Here is a 14,182-nt window from a genome sequence, read left to right on the forward strand (position 1 = left end):
TGCCGACCCCCGCCGCGGTCACCCCGCCATGGCTCACCCGGCGGAGCCGTTACGCTGGGGGGCGTGGCAGTCGTCGATGTATCCGAAGAGCTGAAGTCCCTCTCCTCGACCATGGAGTCGATCGAGGCCGTTTTGGACCTCGACAAACTGAGGGCAGACATCGCCCTGCTCGAGGAGCAGGCGGCCGCGCCGTCCCTGTGGGACAACCCGGACGAGGCGCAGAAGATCACCAGCAAGCTCTCCCACCTCCAGGCCGAGGTCAGGAAGGCGGAGGCCCTGCGCGGTCGCATCGACGACCTCGGTGTCCTCTTCGAGATGGCCGAGGAGGAGGACGACCCGGACACCCGCGCCGAGGCCGAGTCGGAGCTGACCTCCGTCAGGAAGGCCCTGGACGAGATGGAGGTCCGCACCCTCCTCTCCGGCGAGTACGACTCCCGTGAGGCCCTCGTCAACATCCGCGCCGAGGCCGGTGGCGTCGACGCCGCCGACTTCGCCGAGAAGCTGCAGCGGATGTACCTGCGCTGGGCGGAGCAGAAGGGCTTCAAGACCGAGGTCTACGAGACGTCGTACGCGGAAGAGGCCGGCATCAAGTCGACCACCTTCGCCGTCCAGGTCCCGTACGCCTACGGCACGCTCTCCGTGGAGCAGGGCACGCACCGGCTCGTCCGGATCTCGCCCTTCGACAACCAGGGGCGGCGCCAGACCTCCTTCGCCGGAGTCGAGATCCTGCCCGTGGTCGAGACGACGGACCACATCGAGATCGACGAGTCCGAGCTGCGCGTGGACGTCTACCGGTCGTCCGGCCCGGGCGGCCAGGGCGTCAACACCACCGACTCCGCGGTGCGGCTGACCCACCTCCCCACCGGCATCGTCGTCTCCTGTCAGAACGAGCGGTCGCAGATCCAGAACAAGGCGTCCGCGATGAACGTGCTGCAGGCGAAGCTCCTCGATCGGCGTCGGCAGGAGGAGCAGGCCAAGATGGACGCGCTCAAGGGCGACGGCGGCAACTCCTGGGGCAACCAGATGCGTTCGTACGTCCTGCACCCGTACCAGATGGTCAAGGACCTCCGCACCGACCACGAAGTCGGCAACCCCGAGGCCGTGTTCAATGGCGAGATCGATGGCTTCCTGGAGGCCGGAATTCGCTGGCGCAAGCAGCAGGAGAAGTAGCACCGCGTAAGCGGGAAGAGCCGCGGGCGAGAATCCCGGACAATTTCAGCGCTTTGTCGACAAGGCAACTGTCTTCCCCTGGAAGGCAGTTGCCTTGTCTGTGCGGGGATGTCTGGGTTTTACGTCACACTCACATGTCGTTGTCGCGGTCAAATGCGGTGAACGGGACATCGCGTACGCAACGACCTTGACGTTGCTGCGAAAACTGGGAAGGCTGGCGCGTGGCATGCGCATTACTGGGGCGCATGTGAACCGGGGGACTTCGAATCAACCGAGTTGCTCCCGTTGATCGCGGCCCCGGGCGCTCTGCTCCATTTACTGATGAGCTACTGGGGGTAGCAGCCATATGACGAAGAAGACGCGGATCCGCGTGGCGCGAATAGCCGCGGGTGCCGTGATCGCCGCCGGCGCGTCGCTGACCGCCGCGGGTGCCGCTTCCGCACTGGACCTCGGCGTCGGCGTCGGTGTCAGCACCGACGACGGTGTCTCCGCCAATGTCGGTGTCGAGGTCAACACCGGCAGCACCGACGGCAACACCATCATCGGTGCGAGCACCGGTGACGCCAGCAGCACCAGCACGACCGGTGACGCCAGCAGCACCAGCACGACCGGTGACGCCAGCAGCACCAGCACCACGGGTGACGCGAGCAGCACCAGCACGACCGGTGACGCGAGCAGCACCAGCACGACGGGTGACGCCAGCGCCAGCGTGAGCACCAGCACCACGGGTGACGCCAGCAGCACCAGCACCACGGGCGACGCCAGCAGCACCAGCACCAGCACGACCGGTGACGCCAGCAGCACCAGCACGACCGGTGACGCCAGCAGCACCAGCACGACCGGTGACGCGAGCAGCACCAGCACGACGGGTGACGCGAGCAGCACCAGCACCACCGGTGACGCCAGCTCCAGCTCCAGCTCCAGCTCCAGCAGCTCCAGCACCGGCGGCGAGACCAACTCCACCGGTACGACCGGCACCACGGGTGGCGACAGCTCCACCAGCGGTGACACCACCGGTGGCACCGACCCCGACGGCGGCAACGACGAGGTCGTCCAGGAGGAGGGCTCCGAGGCCATCACGGACACCGGCTCGGAGACCGAGGCCCAGGGCGCCGGCAGCGGCGAGCTGGCCGAGACGGGTGCCGCTGAGACCACGTTCCTGCTGGTCGGCGCCGCCACGATGATCGCCGGCGGTATCGGCTTCCGTCTGCTGCCGCGCCTGATGGTCGGCCGCGGCGCCGCCGCCTGACGGCACGCCGAGCGACAAACGGGCGTGTGAGCGTCCGAGCACAGATACGACGAAGGCCCGGGGCAGCCAGCTCCGGGCCTTCGTCGTACGTCCTGCGTCGCGACGCCCTGTGGCGTCGTACGTCCTGTGCCGTCCTATGCCGTCTGGTGCGCCAGCAGCGCCACTGCCGCTATGAGGATCGCCAGAAGGGCGATCAGGGTCATGGGGCTCAGGTTCGCGAAGGGATTCTCCTGCTGGAGTCGCTCGCGGCTGGCCCGGCACACATGGCAGCGGCCCTCGGCGACGGGGGACGCGCAGTTCGCGCACACCAACCGGTCGTACGTCATGCGCCTCGCCCTCCTTGCAACGGCCTCACACACACCTCAACGCTTCGCGGGACCGGACCGTTCCTCTACTCCACTGTGCCAGGTTCCTCCGGAGGTTGCGCGGGGGCCTACGAAAGGGGTGGGTGCGGTTGTCGCGCGGCTGCGGCCCGGTGGGGGCTGATCGCGCCGTTCCCCGCGCCCCTCTTCGGGCTGTGCCCTCATACGGCGCGGTACAGTCTCGTCCATCCATTCCCGACGGCTTGTGGTGCATCCGTGATCCGATTCGACAACGTGTCCAAGGTCTACCCCAAGCAGACCCGCCCCGCACTCAGGGATGTGTCCCTGGAGGTCGAGAAGGGCGAATTCGTGTTCCTCGTGGGGTCCTCCGGCTCCGGAAAGTCCACCTTTCTGCGGCTGATCCTCCGGGAGGAGCGGTGCAGCCAGGGGCAGGTGCACGTCCTGGGCAAGGATCTCGCGCGCCTGTCCAACTGGAAGGTGCCGCAGATGCGCCGCCAGCTCGGGACGGTGTTCCAGGACTTCCGGTTGCTGCCGAACAAGACGGTCGGCGAGAACGTCGCCTTCGCCCAGGAGGTCATCGGCAAGTCGCGCGGCGAGATCCGCAAGTCCGTGCCGCAGGTGCTGGAGCTGGTCGGCCTCGGCGGCAAGGAGGAGCGCATGCCGGGCGAACTGTCGGGTGGTGAGCAGCAGCGCGTGGCCATCGCGCGGGCCTTCGTGAACCGGCCCAAGCTGCTGATCGCGGACGAGCCCACCGGCAACCTCGACCCGCAGACCTCCGTCGGCATCATGAAGCTGCTCGACCGCATCAACCGGACGGGCACCACCGTCGTCATGGCGACCCACGACCAGAACATCGTGGACCAGATGCGCAAGCGCGTCATCGAGCTGGAGAAGGGCCGCCTCGTCCGCGACCAGGCGCGCGGCGTCTACGGCTACCAGCACTGACCGCCACAGTCCACGAAAGGCTTGACGAGACGCCATGCGCGCCCAGTTCGTCCTGTCGGAGATCGGTGTCGGTCTCCGCCGCAACCTCACGATGACCTTCGCGGTCATCGTCTCCGTCGCCCTCTCCCTCGCCCTGTTCGGCGGATCGCTGCTGATGAGCGACCAGGTCAGCCAGATGAAGGGCTACTGGTACGACAAGGTCAACGTGTCGATCTTCCTCTGCAACAAGAGCGACGCGGAGTCCGACCCCAACTGCGCCAAGGGCGCGGTCACGACCGAGCAGAAGAACCAGATCAAGTCCGATCTGAACAAGATGTCGGTCGTCGACAACGTCGCCTACGAGTCGCAGGACCAGGCGTACAAGCACTACAAGGAGCAGTTCGGCGACTCCCCGCTGGCCAGCAGCCTCACCCCGGACCAGATGCAGGAGTCGTACCGGATCAAGCTGAAGGACCCGGAGAAGTACCAGGTCATCGCGAGCGCCTTCAACGGGCGTGACGGTGTGCAGTCGGTGCAGGACCAGAAGGGCATCCTGGACAACCTGTTCCGGCTCCTCGGCTATCTGAACTGGGCGGCGCGCGGTGTGATGGCGGTCATGCTGGTCGTGGCGCTGCTGCTGATCGTCAACACGGTGCGGGTCTCGGCGTTCAGCCGCCGGCGTGAGACCGGGATCATGCGGCTGGTCGGCGCGTCCGGCTTCTACATCCAGGCGCCGTTCATCATGGAGGCCGCGGTCGCCGGGATCATCGGCGGCTCGATCGCCTGCGCCATCCTGATCCTGGGGCAGTACTTCGTGATCGACAACGGGGCGTCCCTGTCGACGAACCTGCCGCTGATCAATTTCGTCGGCTGGGACGCGGTCCTGACCAAGCTGCCGCTCATCCTCGCGGCGAGCTTCCTGATGCCCGCGTTGGCCGCCTTCTTCGCGCTGCGCAAGTACCTGAAGGTGTGACGCACGCCCCTGGGGCCGTACCGGCAAGGGCCGGTGCGGCCCTTCGCGTTGTCCTAGACTCGCCGACATGTCAGGCCGCGACCTGTTCTCCCAGCCCCGCCGCATCGGCCGCGGGGCCGCCCTGACATTGGTCTTCGCGAGCGTGCTCGCCACGGGCGCCGCGACCGGCTCCTTCGAGAAACCGCCGCGCGGCACGGCCTCCGCCGTCGAGAGGCCCCGCTCCACCCCGGCCGGCAAGGAGCAGGACGTCGCCGACGCCGCCGCCGAGGCCATGGCCGAGGGCAAGTCCCCCGTGGAGGCCGCCGAGCGCGCCGTCAGCCGCAGCGGCGACCGGTGGGGCGCGGTCTACTCCGAGGGCGAGTACGAGGAGTTCGAGGAAGCCCTCGACGGCGAGTACACCGGCGTCGGCCTCTGGGCCCGGCTGGAGCGCGACGGCCGTATCGAGGTGGCCCGGGTGCAGGACGGCTCGCCCGCGGCCGGTGCCGGGATCCGCGCGGGCGACCGGCTCGTCAGCGTCGACGGCGAGAAGGTCGACGGCCGCCCGGTCACCGAGGTCGTCTCCTTACTCCGCGGCGACGCGATCGACGAGGGGACCGAGACCACCGGCACCCCCGAGAGCGCGGCCGCCGGTACGAAGGTGACGCTGGAGTTGCAGCGCTCCACCCGGACCTGGCACGAGACCCTGCGCCGGGCACGCCTGTCCACCGAGGACGTGACCGTCAGCCACACCGCCGGCGGGGTCGCCGTCATCAAGGTCGACGCGTTCACCAAGGGCTCCGGCGATCTCGTACGGGCCGCCGTGGAGCAGGCCACCGACGCCTCCGGCTTCGTCCTCGATCTTCGCGGCAACTCCGGCGGTCTGGTCACCGAGGCCGTCACCGCCGCCTCCGCCTTCCTCGACGGCGGCCTCGTCGCCACGTACGACGTCAACGGCGAGCAGCAGGCCCTGCACGCCGACCCCGGCGGCGACACCGCCAGACCCCTGGTCGCGCTGGTCGACGGCGGCACGATGAGCGCGGCCGAGCTCCTCACCGGGGCCCTCCAGGACCGCGGCCGCGCGGTGGTCGTGGGCTCCCGCACCTTCGGCAAGGGCTCGGTCCAGATGCCGAGCCGCCTCCCCGACGGCTCCGTCGCCGAACTGACCGTCGGCCACTACCGCACCCCCTCCGGCCGCGGCGTCGACGGCAGCGGCATCACCCCCGACCTGGAAGCGGACGAGGACGCCCTCCAGCGGGCCGAGACGGTGCTGAGCGGCCTCGGGCAGTAGCCCCCCCGCCCCCCTTCGCACCCCCCTGGTCGCCGCTCCCGTTAATCGGCTTCCCGTGGACCCCCTCCGTAGTGCGAAAATGGACGGCACTATGAGCAAGGGAATGTACGTACCGAAAGAGTCCCAGCCCAAGCAGGGTGGGGCGTCCGTCCAGGGCCGGGACGGCGAGAAGGGCGGCAAGCGCAAGATCGTCGCCCAGAACAAGAAGGCCCGGCACGACTACGCGATCATCGACACCTATGAGGCGGGCCTCGTGCTCATGGGTACGGAGGTCAAGTCGCTGCGCGAGGGACGGACCTCGCTGGCCGACGGCTTCGTCCAGATCGACGGGGGTGAGGCGTGGCTGCACAACGCCCACATCCCCGAGTACCACCAGGGCAGCTGGACCAACCACTCCGCGCGCCGCAAGCGGAAGCTGCTGCTGCACCGCGAGGAGATCGACAAGCTGGAGGCCAAGGCCCAGGAGACGGGGCACACGATCGTGCCCCTCGCGCTGTACTTCAAGGACGGCCGGGCCAAGGCCGAGATCGCGCTCGCGCGCGGCAAGAAGGAGTACGACAAGCGGCAGACCCTGCGGGAGAAGCAGGACCGGCGGGAGTCGGACCGTGCGATCGCGGCGGCGAAGCGGAAGCAGCGCGCCCAGGGGTAGAGCCGGGCCGCCGGGAATACGGTGGCATGCGCTCGCGTTGGTCACGTACGATGGCATCCGCACCCCACAGCGGGTGCGCGAGTCCTCCTCGGAGGACATTGAAAAAACAACATGGGGATGATCGGTTTCGACAGCGGATGTCGAAGCAGGGGAAGCGTGTCGAGGAAGCGGCCACGATCTCGTAAACCACAGGCCGAAAAAAATAATCGCCAATTCCAACAGCGATTCTCCCAAGCAGCAGTTCTCTCTCGCCGCCTGATCTCAGGTAGCGAAGCGACTGCTCCTTACTAAAGGGAGTGTCAGCCCGGGAGTGTTCCCGACCCGGATCCTGGCATCAGCTAGGGGACTAAACCTTGATCCCGGTCACGGGGTGAAGAGGGAAATCTAACAGTGACTGGGCCCGTCGGCGACTTGTTCGCGTGATCGCCGGGGCCGAGAAAAGCACAGCGAACTGCACACGGAGAAGCCCTGATTCCACACCGTTGGACGCGGGTTCGATTCCCGCCATCTCCACAATTCCCATGTGATGCACACGAGTAGGGGCCCGGCAGTCGATGCGACCGCCGGGCCCCTTTCGTTGTGCGGAGAGCATTGCGGAGAGTCACCGGTGGACAGCGGAGCGTCAAAAGCCTTGTAGGATTTCCCTCGTGACGCGCCCGATGGGTGCGTCCTCCCTTCATTCCGGGCCCCACCTTCTCGGGGCCCGGCCCGACGAGAGCGGCCCCGGGACCTTGGGACGGCCGCCTCACGTCGAAGGGAGGACGCCCTCAGATGGGTTGTCACGAGGAGCGGAAGCCGACTCTCGTCGTCCGGCTGATCCGGCTGATCCGGCTGCTGCCGGAGCGGGTCGCGAGGCACGCGAGGAGGTGGCTGCTCTGGTGGCTCAGCAGGTAGCCGGATGTCCCCGTCCAAGGTGGGGACATCCGACAAGCTCCTGGTGAGCCTGGGCCCTCGCACGGATTCCCGTCCGATGCGGGGGCCCACCTTTTCTGGTGGCTCAGCAAGTAGCCGGATGTCCCCTCGCTAGGTGGGGGCATCCGACAAGCTCCTGATGAGCCTGGGCCGCCGTCCGGTTACAAGGTCCGGGCGGGGGCCCACCTTTCGTCCAAGTACAGCACACGAGGCGCCCGCTCGGCAGCGTGGAACGGGGACTCGTCACCCCGTCACCCGGCGGGCCGTGCTGGTCCGGACGGTCAGGCGGGGCGGGAGCAATGTGGCCTGGGGGACGGGGGTGCCGGCCAGCTTCTTCATCAGGAGGTCGACCGCCTGCTCGCCCACCTCGGCCGACGGGATGGCGATCGAGGTGATGGGGACGCGGAGGGACTCGGCGAGGTCGTCGGGGCAGAGGGCGGTGAGGGAGAGGTCGGCGGGGATGCGTAGGCCCAGGTGTTCGAAGGCGTCCAGGAGGGGGTCCAGGATTGCCTCGTTGTGGACCACCACGCCGGTGAGGGCCGGTTGTTCGCGGAGGAGGCGTTCGGCCACCGCGCGGGCGGCGGCGGGGGTGGGCTCGCAGGGGTGGACCGTGGAGGACATGCCGTTGCGGGTGGCGGCGGAGGTGAAGCCCTGGACGACGCGTTGGGCGAAGGAGGTCTGGCGGACGTAGACCTCGGGCGGGGAACCGATCAGGCCCACCACGCGGTGGCCGAGTCCCGCCAGGTGTTCCACGCACAGTTCGCCCGCCGCCCTGAAGTCCAGGTCTATGCAGGTCAGGCCGGAGGGATCGGCGGGGAAGCCGATCAGGACCGACGGGCGGTCCAGGGTGCGCAGCAACGGCAGCCGGGGATCGTGGAGTTGGACGTCCATCACGATCAGCGCGTCCACCAGGGCCGTGTCCGCGACCCGGCGCAGACCCTCCTCGCCCTCCTCCTGCGTCAACAGCAGGACGTCGTGGTCGTGTTCGCGGGCCGTCGTGACCGCCGAGACCGCGAACTGCATGACCACCGGCACGTTGATGCCGGCCCGTAACGGCACCACCATCGCCAGCACATTGGACTTGCTGCTGGCCAGGGCCCGGGCGCCCGCGTGGGGGCGGTAGCCCAGCTCGCGGATGGACGCCTCGACCCGCGCCCGGGTCTCCGCCGAGATCGGGCGCTTGCCGCTGAGGGCGTAGGAGACGGTGCTGGGGGAGACGCCCGCGTGCCGGGCCACATCAGTGATCTTCACCGTCACACCGACCCCGTTTCCTCAGGCTCCAGGTCCATGGTCAGAAAGCCCGTGCCCGCCTCCGCCCGGACCTCACGGTCGCCCACCGCGAGCCCCCACGGCGCCCTCGGGTCACTGCACGAGGCGCGCAGTACGTGGCCCTCCCGGACGACCGTGAAGACCGAGTCGCCCACGGGGACCGTGACCTGGGCGCCGTGGGCGAGGCCGTACGCGTGCAGGGTGACCCCGTCGGCGTGGTCGTAGTCCGGGCGGTCGACCGCCGCGCCGACCGGGACGACCGCGCCGGGGCGGACGAGGAGGGGGGCGCTCAGGAAGTCGTGGCGTTCGTGGACCCAGCGGGGGCCGGTGACCGTCCCGCCGGTCGGGAAGCGGGTCCAGGTGCCCTCGGGGACGTAGTACGTGACGTCGCCCTCGTCGCTGAACACCGGCGCGACGAGGAGGTCCGGGCCGAGCATGTACTGCCGTTCCAGATGCGCGCAGCCGGGGTCGTCCGGGAACTCCAGCACCATCGCCCGCATCATCGGCACACCTTCGGCGTGGGCGGTGCGCGCGGCCTCGTACAGGTAGGGCATCAGGCTGAGCTTGAGATGGGTGAACTTCCGTAGGACGTCGACGGATTCGTCGTCGAAGAGCCACGGGACGCGGTACGACGACGAGCCGTGCAGGCGGCTGTGGGAGGACAGCAGGCCGAAGGCGATCCAGCGTTTGAAGAGCGCGGGGGAGGGCGTGCCCTCGAAGCCGCCGATGTCGTGGCTCCAGTAGCCGAAGCCCGACAGACCCAGCGACAGCCCTCCCCGCAGGGACTCGGCCATCGACTCGTACGTGGACTCGCAGTCACCGCCCCAGTGGACGGGGAAGCGCTGGCTTCCCACCGTCGCCGAGCGGGCGAAGAGCACCGCCTCGCCCTCGCCCCGGTGTTTGCGGAGGACGTCGAAGACCGTGCGGTTGTAGAGGTACGTGTAGTAGTTGTGCATCCGCTCCGGATCCGTGCCGTCGGACCAGGCCACGTCCACGGGCACCCGCTCGCCGAAGTCGGTCTTGAAGCAGTCGACGCCCTGCGCGAGCAGCGCCTCCAGCTTCGACGCGTACCACGCGCGGGCCGCCGGGCTGGTGAAGTCGACGAGGGCCATGCCGGGCTGCCAGAGGTCCCACTGCCAGACGCTGCCGTCGGGTCTGCGGAGGAGATGACCCAGCTCCTTGCCCTCCGCGAAGAGAGGTGAGCGCTGGGCGACGTACGGGTTGATCCAGACGCAGATCCGCAGGTCGCGCCGCTTGAGGCGGGCGAGCATGCCCTCCGGGTCCGGGAAGACGCGGGGATCCCACTCGAAGTCGCACCACTGGAACTCGCGCATCCAGAAGCAGTCGAAGTGGAACACGGAGAGGGGCAGCCGCCGCTCCCGCATGCCCTCGATGAACGAGGTCACCGTCTCCTCGTCGTAGGACGTGGTGAAGGACGTGGACAGCCACAGGCCGAACGACCAGGCGGGCGGGAGGGCGGGGCGGCCGGTGAGGGCCGTGTACTTGCGGAGGATGTCCTTCGGCGTCGGGCCGTAGATGACGTAGTACGTCAACTGCTGGGTCTCCGCGCTGAACTGGACCCTCGACACGACCTCCGAGGCGACCTCGAAGGAGACCTTGCCGGGGTGGTCGACGAAGACGCCGTAGCCCGCGTCGGTGAGGTAGAACGGCACGTTCTTGTAGGCCTGTTCGGTGGCCGTGCCGCCGTCGGCGTTCCAGATGTCGACGACCTGGCCGTTCTTGACGAGCGGGCCGAAGCGTTCGCCGAGGCCGTAGACGGAGGTGCCGACGCCGAGGCCCAGCTGTTCGCGGAGGTAGTGGGCGCCGGAGGCGTCGCGCATGATGCCCATCGACTTGGGGCCGCTGGTGGTGAGGGTGCGGCCGTGGGCGAGGAAGTCGACGTGCCAGGGGCCGGTGCGGGAGACGCGGACCGACAGATCTCCGGCGGTGAGGGTGGCGTGCTCGTCGTCGTAGGAGGTGTGGGGCGTGAACTCCTCTGCGGTGAGCTCGAATTGGGGGCCGCGTGGCTGTTCGCCCTCGAAGTGCGTGAAGGTCACGCCGATGACGTCGGGCATCGGGGCGTGGGCGCTGATCGTCACGACCGGTCCCTTCAGCAGGTCGCCGCGGTGGCGGATGGGCTGGGTCGGGGCGTGGACCTCCAGGGCGCCGCCGTCCGTGGCGGTGACGTCGAGGACCTCGACCGGGTGGGCCGCCGTGACGCCCTCGCGGAGCAGCCAGTAGCCGTCGGTGAACTTCATGTGGGGGAATCTCCTTACGTCACGGCCTACTTCACGGCGCCCACGGCGATGCCGCGGGTGAGCGTGCGCTGGAAGAGGAGGAAGAACACGAGGGCGGGGAGCAGGCCGAGCAGGGCCGCCGCGTTGGTCATCGTGGCGTCCATCAGACGCTGGCCCTGGAGGACGCCGAGGGCCACCGAGACGGTCTGGTTGTCGTTGGAGATCAGCATGACCAGGGGGAGCAGGAACTCGTTCCAGGTCCAGATGAAGAAGAAGACGAGGAGCACGCCGAGGGTGGGTCGGCTGACGGGGACGACGATCCGCCACAGGACCTGCCACTTGTTGGCGCCGTCGATCCGGGCCGCCTCGATGATCTCCCGGGGGAACCGGCCGAGCACGGAGGCGAGGAGATAGGTGCCGAAGGCCGCCTGGATGACGGTGAAGACGATGACCACGCTGAGGCGGGTGTCGTAGATGCCGGCTTCCTTGGAGAGGAAGTAGACGGGGTAGACCAGCGCCTCCTGCGGCAGCATGTTCGCGAGCACGAAGAAGGCGAGGATCCAGGTACGGCCCCGCAGCCGGCCGATGCCGATCGCGTACGCGTTGAGGACGGACAGGACGACGGCCAGCACCGCCACCGAGCCGCTGATCAGCACGGAGTTGAGCAGCTTCTGGCTGTAGTCCACGCGCTCCCAGAAGTCCTTCAGCCCGTCCAGGTAGAGGCCGTCGGGGAGGCTCAGGGGGCCGTTCTGGGAGTACTCCGCCGGGGACTTGACCGCGTTCACGGCCACGATCAGAAACGGGACGACCATGAAGAGGGCGGCGACGCACAGGGCGATCAGCACCGGGTAGCGGCGCAGGGCGGTGGTCATGACTCGGCCCCCTCCTCCGCGCGCGTCTGGAGCTTCAGGCCGATCAGGGCCAGGGCGAGGATGATCACGGTCAGGACGGTGGAGATCGCGGCGCCGTAGCCGACCTGGGTCTTCTCGAAGAACGTGGTGAAGGAGAAGTAGGACGGCACGTCGGTGGCGCCGCCGGGGCCGCCCTTCGTCAGGACGTACACCGCGCCGAACACCTTGAGCGCGGCGATCGTGCACCACAGCAGGACGACATAGGTCTCGGGCCGGATCTGCGGCAGCGTGATGTGCCGGAAGCGGCGCCACCAGCCGGCGCCGTCCAGCTCGGCCGCCTCGTACAGCGCCGGGTCGACGCGTTGCAGGCCCGCCATGAAGACGACCAGCGGGAAGCCGAGCTGCACCCACACCATCACGGCCATGACGGTGTAGAGGGCGAGGTCGGGGTCGCCGAGCCAGTCCTGCTGCCAGCCGCTCAGCCCGATCGCCTTGAGCAGCTCGTTCAGGGAGCCGTTCTCGGGGGCCAGGATCCAGCTCCAGACGATGCCGGCGACCGCGATCGGCAGCACCTGGGGAAGGTAGAAGCAGGCGCGCAGCACGGCGGTGACCCGGCTGCCGAAGTGCTTGCCGACGTAGTCGAACAGGGCGGCGGCCAGGACCAGCCCGAGCGCGGTCGGCACGGCGGCCATGGCGACCACCATGAACAGGCTGTGCCGGAACGACGCCCAGAAGTCCGCATCGCCCATCAGCTCCCGGTAGTTGGCGAGCCCCGACCACTCCGGGCTGCCGACGCCCTGCCAGTCGGTGAAGCTCACCCCCGTGTTCATCAGGAACGGGACGATGACGACGGCGAAGAAGGCGAGGGCGCCGGGGAGGAGGAACAGCGCGTAGGAGTCGGTGCGGGTGCGGCGCTCCTTGCCCACCGTCGACCCCCGTTCGACGGTCACCGTCATTGCTCCGGTACGTCCTTCTCGTACGCCTCCCCGATCGCGTCCAGATACGCGTCCGGGTCCGCGCTGCCGGTGATCAGCTTCTGGGTCTCGGAGACGAGGACGTCGTAGAAGCCGGGGGCGGGCCAGTCGGGATAGAAGGCCAGTCCGTCCCTGTCGGAGAGGGTGTTGAAGTCCGCGATCAGGTCCTTGGCCCGCGGGTCGGTGATGGCGGCGGGGTCGGCGGCGACCGGGACGCCGCCCTTGTTGCCGAGCAGGTTCTGGATCTTCTCCGACATGGTGATGTCGATGAAGTCGTAGGCGAGCTCCTTGTTCTTCGCGCCCTTCGGGACGACCCAGAGGTTGCCGCCGGAGCCGAGCGTGAGGTTCGTGTCGGGCCACAGGAAGGTGCCCCAGTCGAACGTGTTCTCCGCCCTGAACCGGCCGTACCACCAGCTCCCCGAGAACAGGATCGGCGCCTTGCCCCGGATGAACGAGACACCCGCGTCCTCGGACTTGGTCCCCGTCGACTTCTCGCTGATGTACCCCTTCTTCACCCAGTCGGCGAACGTGTCCGCCCCGTACGTCCACGCGGCGTCATGGAAGTCCGCCTTCCCCTCGTACAGCTCGTAGGAGTCCACCCAGGCGCGGTCCGCCTTGCTCAACGCCAGCTGGTACAGGTACTGCTGCGCCATGTACTCGGCGCCGGCGTTGGCGAGCGGGGTGATGCCCGCGTCGACGAACTCGTCCATGGCAGCGGTGAGTTCGGCGAGGGTGGTGGGTTCGGTGATGCCGTGCTTCTTGAAGAGGTCCTTGTTGTAGAAGACCATCGTGTACTCGGCGTAGTTCGGCACGCCGTACCAGTTGCCGGAGCCCATGACCCCGTCGGCGTCGTACTGGCTGGTGGTACGGACGCCCGCGCTGAGCTTCTTGTCCCAGCCGCGCTCGGTGACCTCGGGGGTGAGGTCGGTGAGGAGGCCCTGCTTGGAGAGGAGCCCGGCGGTGGCGTTGCCCTTGTTGTACTCCATGAGGTCGGGTGCGTCGGAGGAGTTGAGGACCATCGGGGCGGTCTTCCGGATCTGTTCGAAACCTTTCTCCTCGAACTCGACCTTGACGCCCGGGTGGGTCTTCTCGAACTCCTCGATCGCCGCGTTCCAGGCCACGCCCATCGCGCTGTCGGGGCTCTCGTAGTGCCACAGGCGGAGGGTCTTGCCGTCCGCGCCGCCGCTCTCCGAACCGCCGCAGGAGGCCAGGAGCAGAGCCCCGCTGAGAGCCGCCGCGGCCATCGCCGTCACACGCCTTCGTGCCGTTGACATCCTGTGCCTCCAAGGGAGCCGGATGGTTCTCGGGGCGTCACGCGGCAGCCGTACGACGGTCGTCGAACGGCGTAGTCGAATCGTTTCGATGCGTGACGTCGAAGCGCTTC

General features: G+C 68.5%; 13 protein-coding genes and 1 other RNA gene. 7 read left to right on the forward strand and 7 right to left on the reverse strand.

Annotated elements, in window-relative coordinates; translation table 11 throughout:
* Window positions 1–63 precede the first annotated feature (63 nt).
* Together prfB and JIX56_RS28650 are read left to right on the forward strand one after the other, a co-directional pair.
* Window positions 64–1,170: a peptide chain release factor 2 gene (prfB, locus tag JIX56_RS28645; protein ID WP_257544817.1), complete on the forward strand. Its 1,107-nt coding sequence runs from the start codon at window positions 64–66 to the stop codon at window positions 1,168–1,170.
* 346 nt (window positions 1,171–1,516) lie between these two features.
* A complete protein-coding gene (locus JIX56_RS28650) occupies window positions 1,517–2,419 on the forward strand; it encodes a hypothetical protein (RefSeq protein WP_257544819.1) in 903 nt (300 codons plus the stop codon).
* A gap of 134 nt (window positions 2,420–2,553) precedes the next feature.
* On the opposite strand, the gene JIX56_RS28655 is transcribed toward JIX56_RS28650, so the two are convergent.
* Window positions 2,554–2,745, reverse strand: coding sequence for a hypothetical protein (locus JIX56_RS28655; RefSeq protein WP_257544821.1), 192 nt, complete (start codon window positions 2,743–2,745; stop codon window positions 2,554–2,556).
* A gap of 252 nt (window positions 2,746–2,997) precedes the next feature.
* Here JIX56_RS28655 and ftsE point away from each other — a divergent pair, with 252 nt between their 5' ends.
* The 5 genes from ftsE (at window position 2,998) to ssrA (ending at window position 7,071) form a co-directional block, all read left to right on the forward strand.
* Window positions 2,998–3,687, forward strand: coding sequence for a cell division ATP-binding protein FtsE (gene ftsE / locus JIX56_RS28660; protein ID WP_009320785.1), 690 nt, complete (start codon window positions 2,998–3,000; stop codon window positions 3,685–3,687).
* A 34-nt stretch (window positions 3,688–3,721) separates the two neighbouring features.
* The gene (gene ftsX / locus JIX56_RS28665) at window positions 3,722–4,639 is read left to right on the forward strand and encodes a permease-like cell division protein FtsX (protein WP_257544823.1); all 918 of its coding nucleotides are present in this window, start codon (window positions 3,722–3,724) and stop codon (window positions 4,637–4,639) included.
* A gap of 67 nt (window positions 4,640–4,706) precedes the next feature.
* Window positions 4,707–5,906 carry a S41 family peptidase gene (locus tag JIX56_RS28670; RefSeq protein WP_257544825.1) on the forward strand — a complete coding sequence of 400 codons (1,200 nt, stop codon included), beginning with the start codon at window positions 4,707–4,709 and terminating at the stop codon, window positions 5,904–5,906.
* Window positions 5,907–6,009: 103 nt separating this feature from the next.
* Window positions 6,010–6,555 (forward strand): SsrA-binding protein SmpB, encoded by a 546-nt coding sequence (gene smpB / locus JIX56_RS28675; protein ID WP_257544827.1) that lies wholly within the window; start codon window positions 6,010–6,012, stop codon window positions 6,553–6,555.
* Window positions 6,556–6,668: 113 nt separating this feature from the next.
* Window positions 6,669–7,071: a transfer-messenger RNA gene (gene ssrA, locus JIX56_RS28680) on the forward strand.
* Window positions 7,072–7,334: 263 nt separating this feature from the next.
* On the opposite strand, the gene JIX56_RS28685 is transcribed toward ssrA, so the two are convergent.
* The 6 genes from JIX56_RS28685 to JIX56_RS28710 all read right to left on the reverse strand — a co-directional run bounded on the left by JIX56_RS28685 (window position 7,335) and on the right by JIX56_RS28710 (window position 14,072).
* Window positions 7,335–7,478, reverse strand: a complete 144-nt coding sequence (locus JIX56_RS28685; protein ID WP_257544829.1) for a hypothetical protein — start codon at window positions 7,476–7,478, stop codon at window positions 7,335–7,337.
* 232 nt (window positions 7,479–7,710) lie between these two features.
* Entirely contained in the window at window positions 7,711–8,724 is a 1,014-nt protein-coding gene (locus tag JIX56_RS28690; RefSeq protein ID WP_257544831.1) for a LacI family DNA-binding transcriptional regulator, read from the reverse strand.
* Window positions 8,721–10,994, reverse strand: coding sequence for an alpha-xylosidase (gene yicI / locus JIX56_RS28695; RefSeq protein ID WP_257544833.1), 2,274 nt, complete (start codon window positions 10,992–10,994; stop codon window positions 8,721–8,723). Before yicI ends, JIX56_RS28690 begins: the two co-directional genes overlap by 4 nt.
* A 26-nt stretch (window positions 10,995–11,020) precedes the next feature.
* On the reverse strand, window positions 11,021–11,845 hold the full coding sequence (locus JIX56_RS28700; RefSeq protein WP_257544835.1) for a carbohydrate ABC transporter permease: 825 nt from the start codon (window positions 11,843–11,845) through the stop codon (window positions 11,021–11,023).
* The gene (locus tag JIX56_RS28705; RefSeq protein ID WP_257544837.1) at window positions 11,842–12,780 is read right to left on the reverse strand and encodes a carbohydrate ABC transporter permease; all 939 of its coding nucleotides are present in this window, start codon (window positions 12,778–12,780) and stop codon (window positions 11,842–11,844) included. The genes JIX56_RS28700 and JIX56_RS28705 overlap by 4 nt, the downstream gene beginning before the upstream one ends.
* Entirely contained in the window at window positions 12,777–14,072 is a 1,296-nt protein-coding gene (locus JIX56_RS28710) for an ABC transporter substrate-binding protein (protein ID WP_257544838.1), read from the reverse strand. Before JIX56_RS28710 ends, JIX56_RS28705 begins: the two co-directional genes overlap by 4 nt.
* Window positions 14,073–14,182 lie beyond the last annotated feature (110 nt).

Origin of the sequence: Streptomyces sp. CA-210063 (genome assembly GCF_024612015.1) — a bacterium.
In the GTDB taxonomy this organism is placed as follows: Bacteria; Actinomycetota; Actinomycetes; order Streptomycetales; family Streptomycetaceae; genus Streptomyces.

Excerpts from the sequence above, each read along its gene's own strand:
- JIX56_RS28650 (WP_257544819.1), top strand. The coding sequence starts at position 1,517 with ATGACGAAGAAGACGCGGATCCGCGTGGCGCGAATAGCCGCGGGTGCC.
- JIX56_RS28655 (WP_257544821.1), bottom strand. The coding sequence starts at position 2,745 with ATGACGTACGACCGGTTGGTGTGCGCGAACTGCGCGTCCCCCGTCGCC.
- ftsX (WP_257544823.1), top strand. The coding sequence starts at position 3,722 with ATGCGCGCCCAGTTCGTCCTGTCGGAGATCGGTGTCGGTCTCCGCCGC.
- JIX56_RS28670 (WP_257544825.1), top strand. The coding sequence starts at position 4,707 with ATGTCAGGCCGCGACCTGTTCTCCCAGCCCCGCCGCATCGGCCGCGGG.
- smpB (WP_257544827.1), top strand. The coding sequence starts at position 6,010 with ATGTACGTACCGAAAGAGTCCCAGCCCAAGCAGGGTGGGGCGTCCGTC.
- JIX56_RS28685 (WP_257544829.1), bottom strand. The coding sequence starts at position 7,478 with ATGTCCCCACCTTGGACGGGGACATCCGGCTACCTGCTGAGCCACCAG.
- yicI (WP_257544833.1), bottom strand. The coding sequence starts at position 10,994 with ATGAAGTTCACCGACGGCTACTGGCTGCTCCGCGAGGGCGTCACGGCG.
- JIX56_RS28700 (WP_257544835.1), bottom strand. The coding sequence starts at position 11,845 with ATGACCACCGCCCTGCGCCGCTACCCGGTGCTGATCGCCCTGTGCGTC.
- JIX56_RS28705 (WP_257544837.1), bottom strand. The coding sequence starts at position 12,780 with ATGACGGTGACCGTCGAACGGGGGTCGACGGTGGGCAAGGAGCGCCGC.
- JIX56_RS28710 (WP_257544838.1), bottom strand. The coding sequence starts at position 14,072 with ATGTCAACGGCACGAAGGCGTGTGACGGCGATGGCCGCGGCGGCTCTC.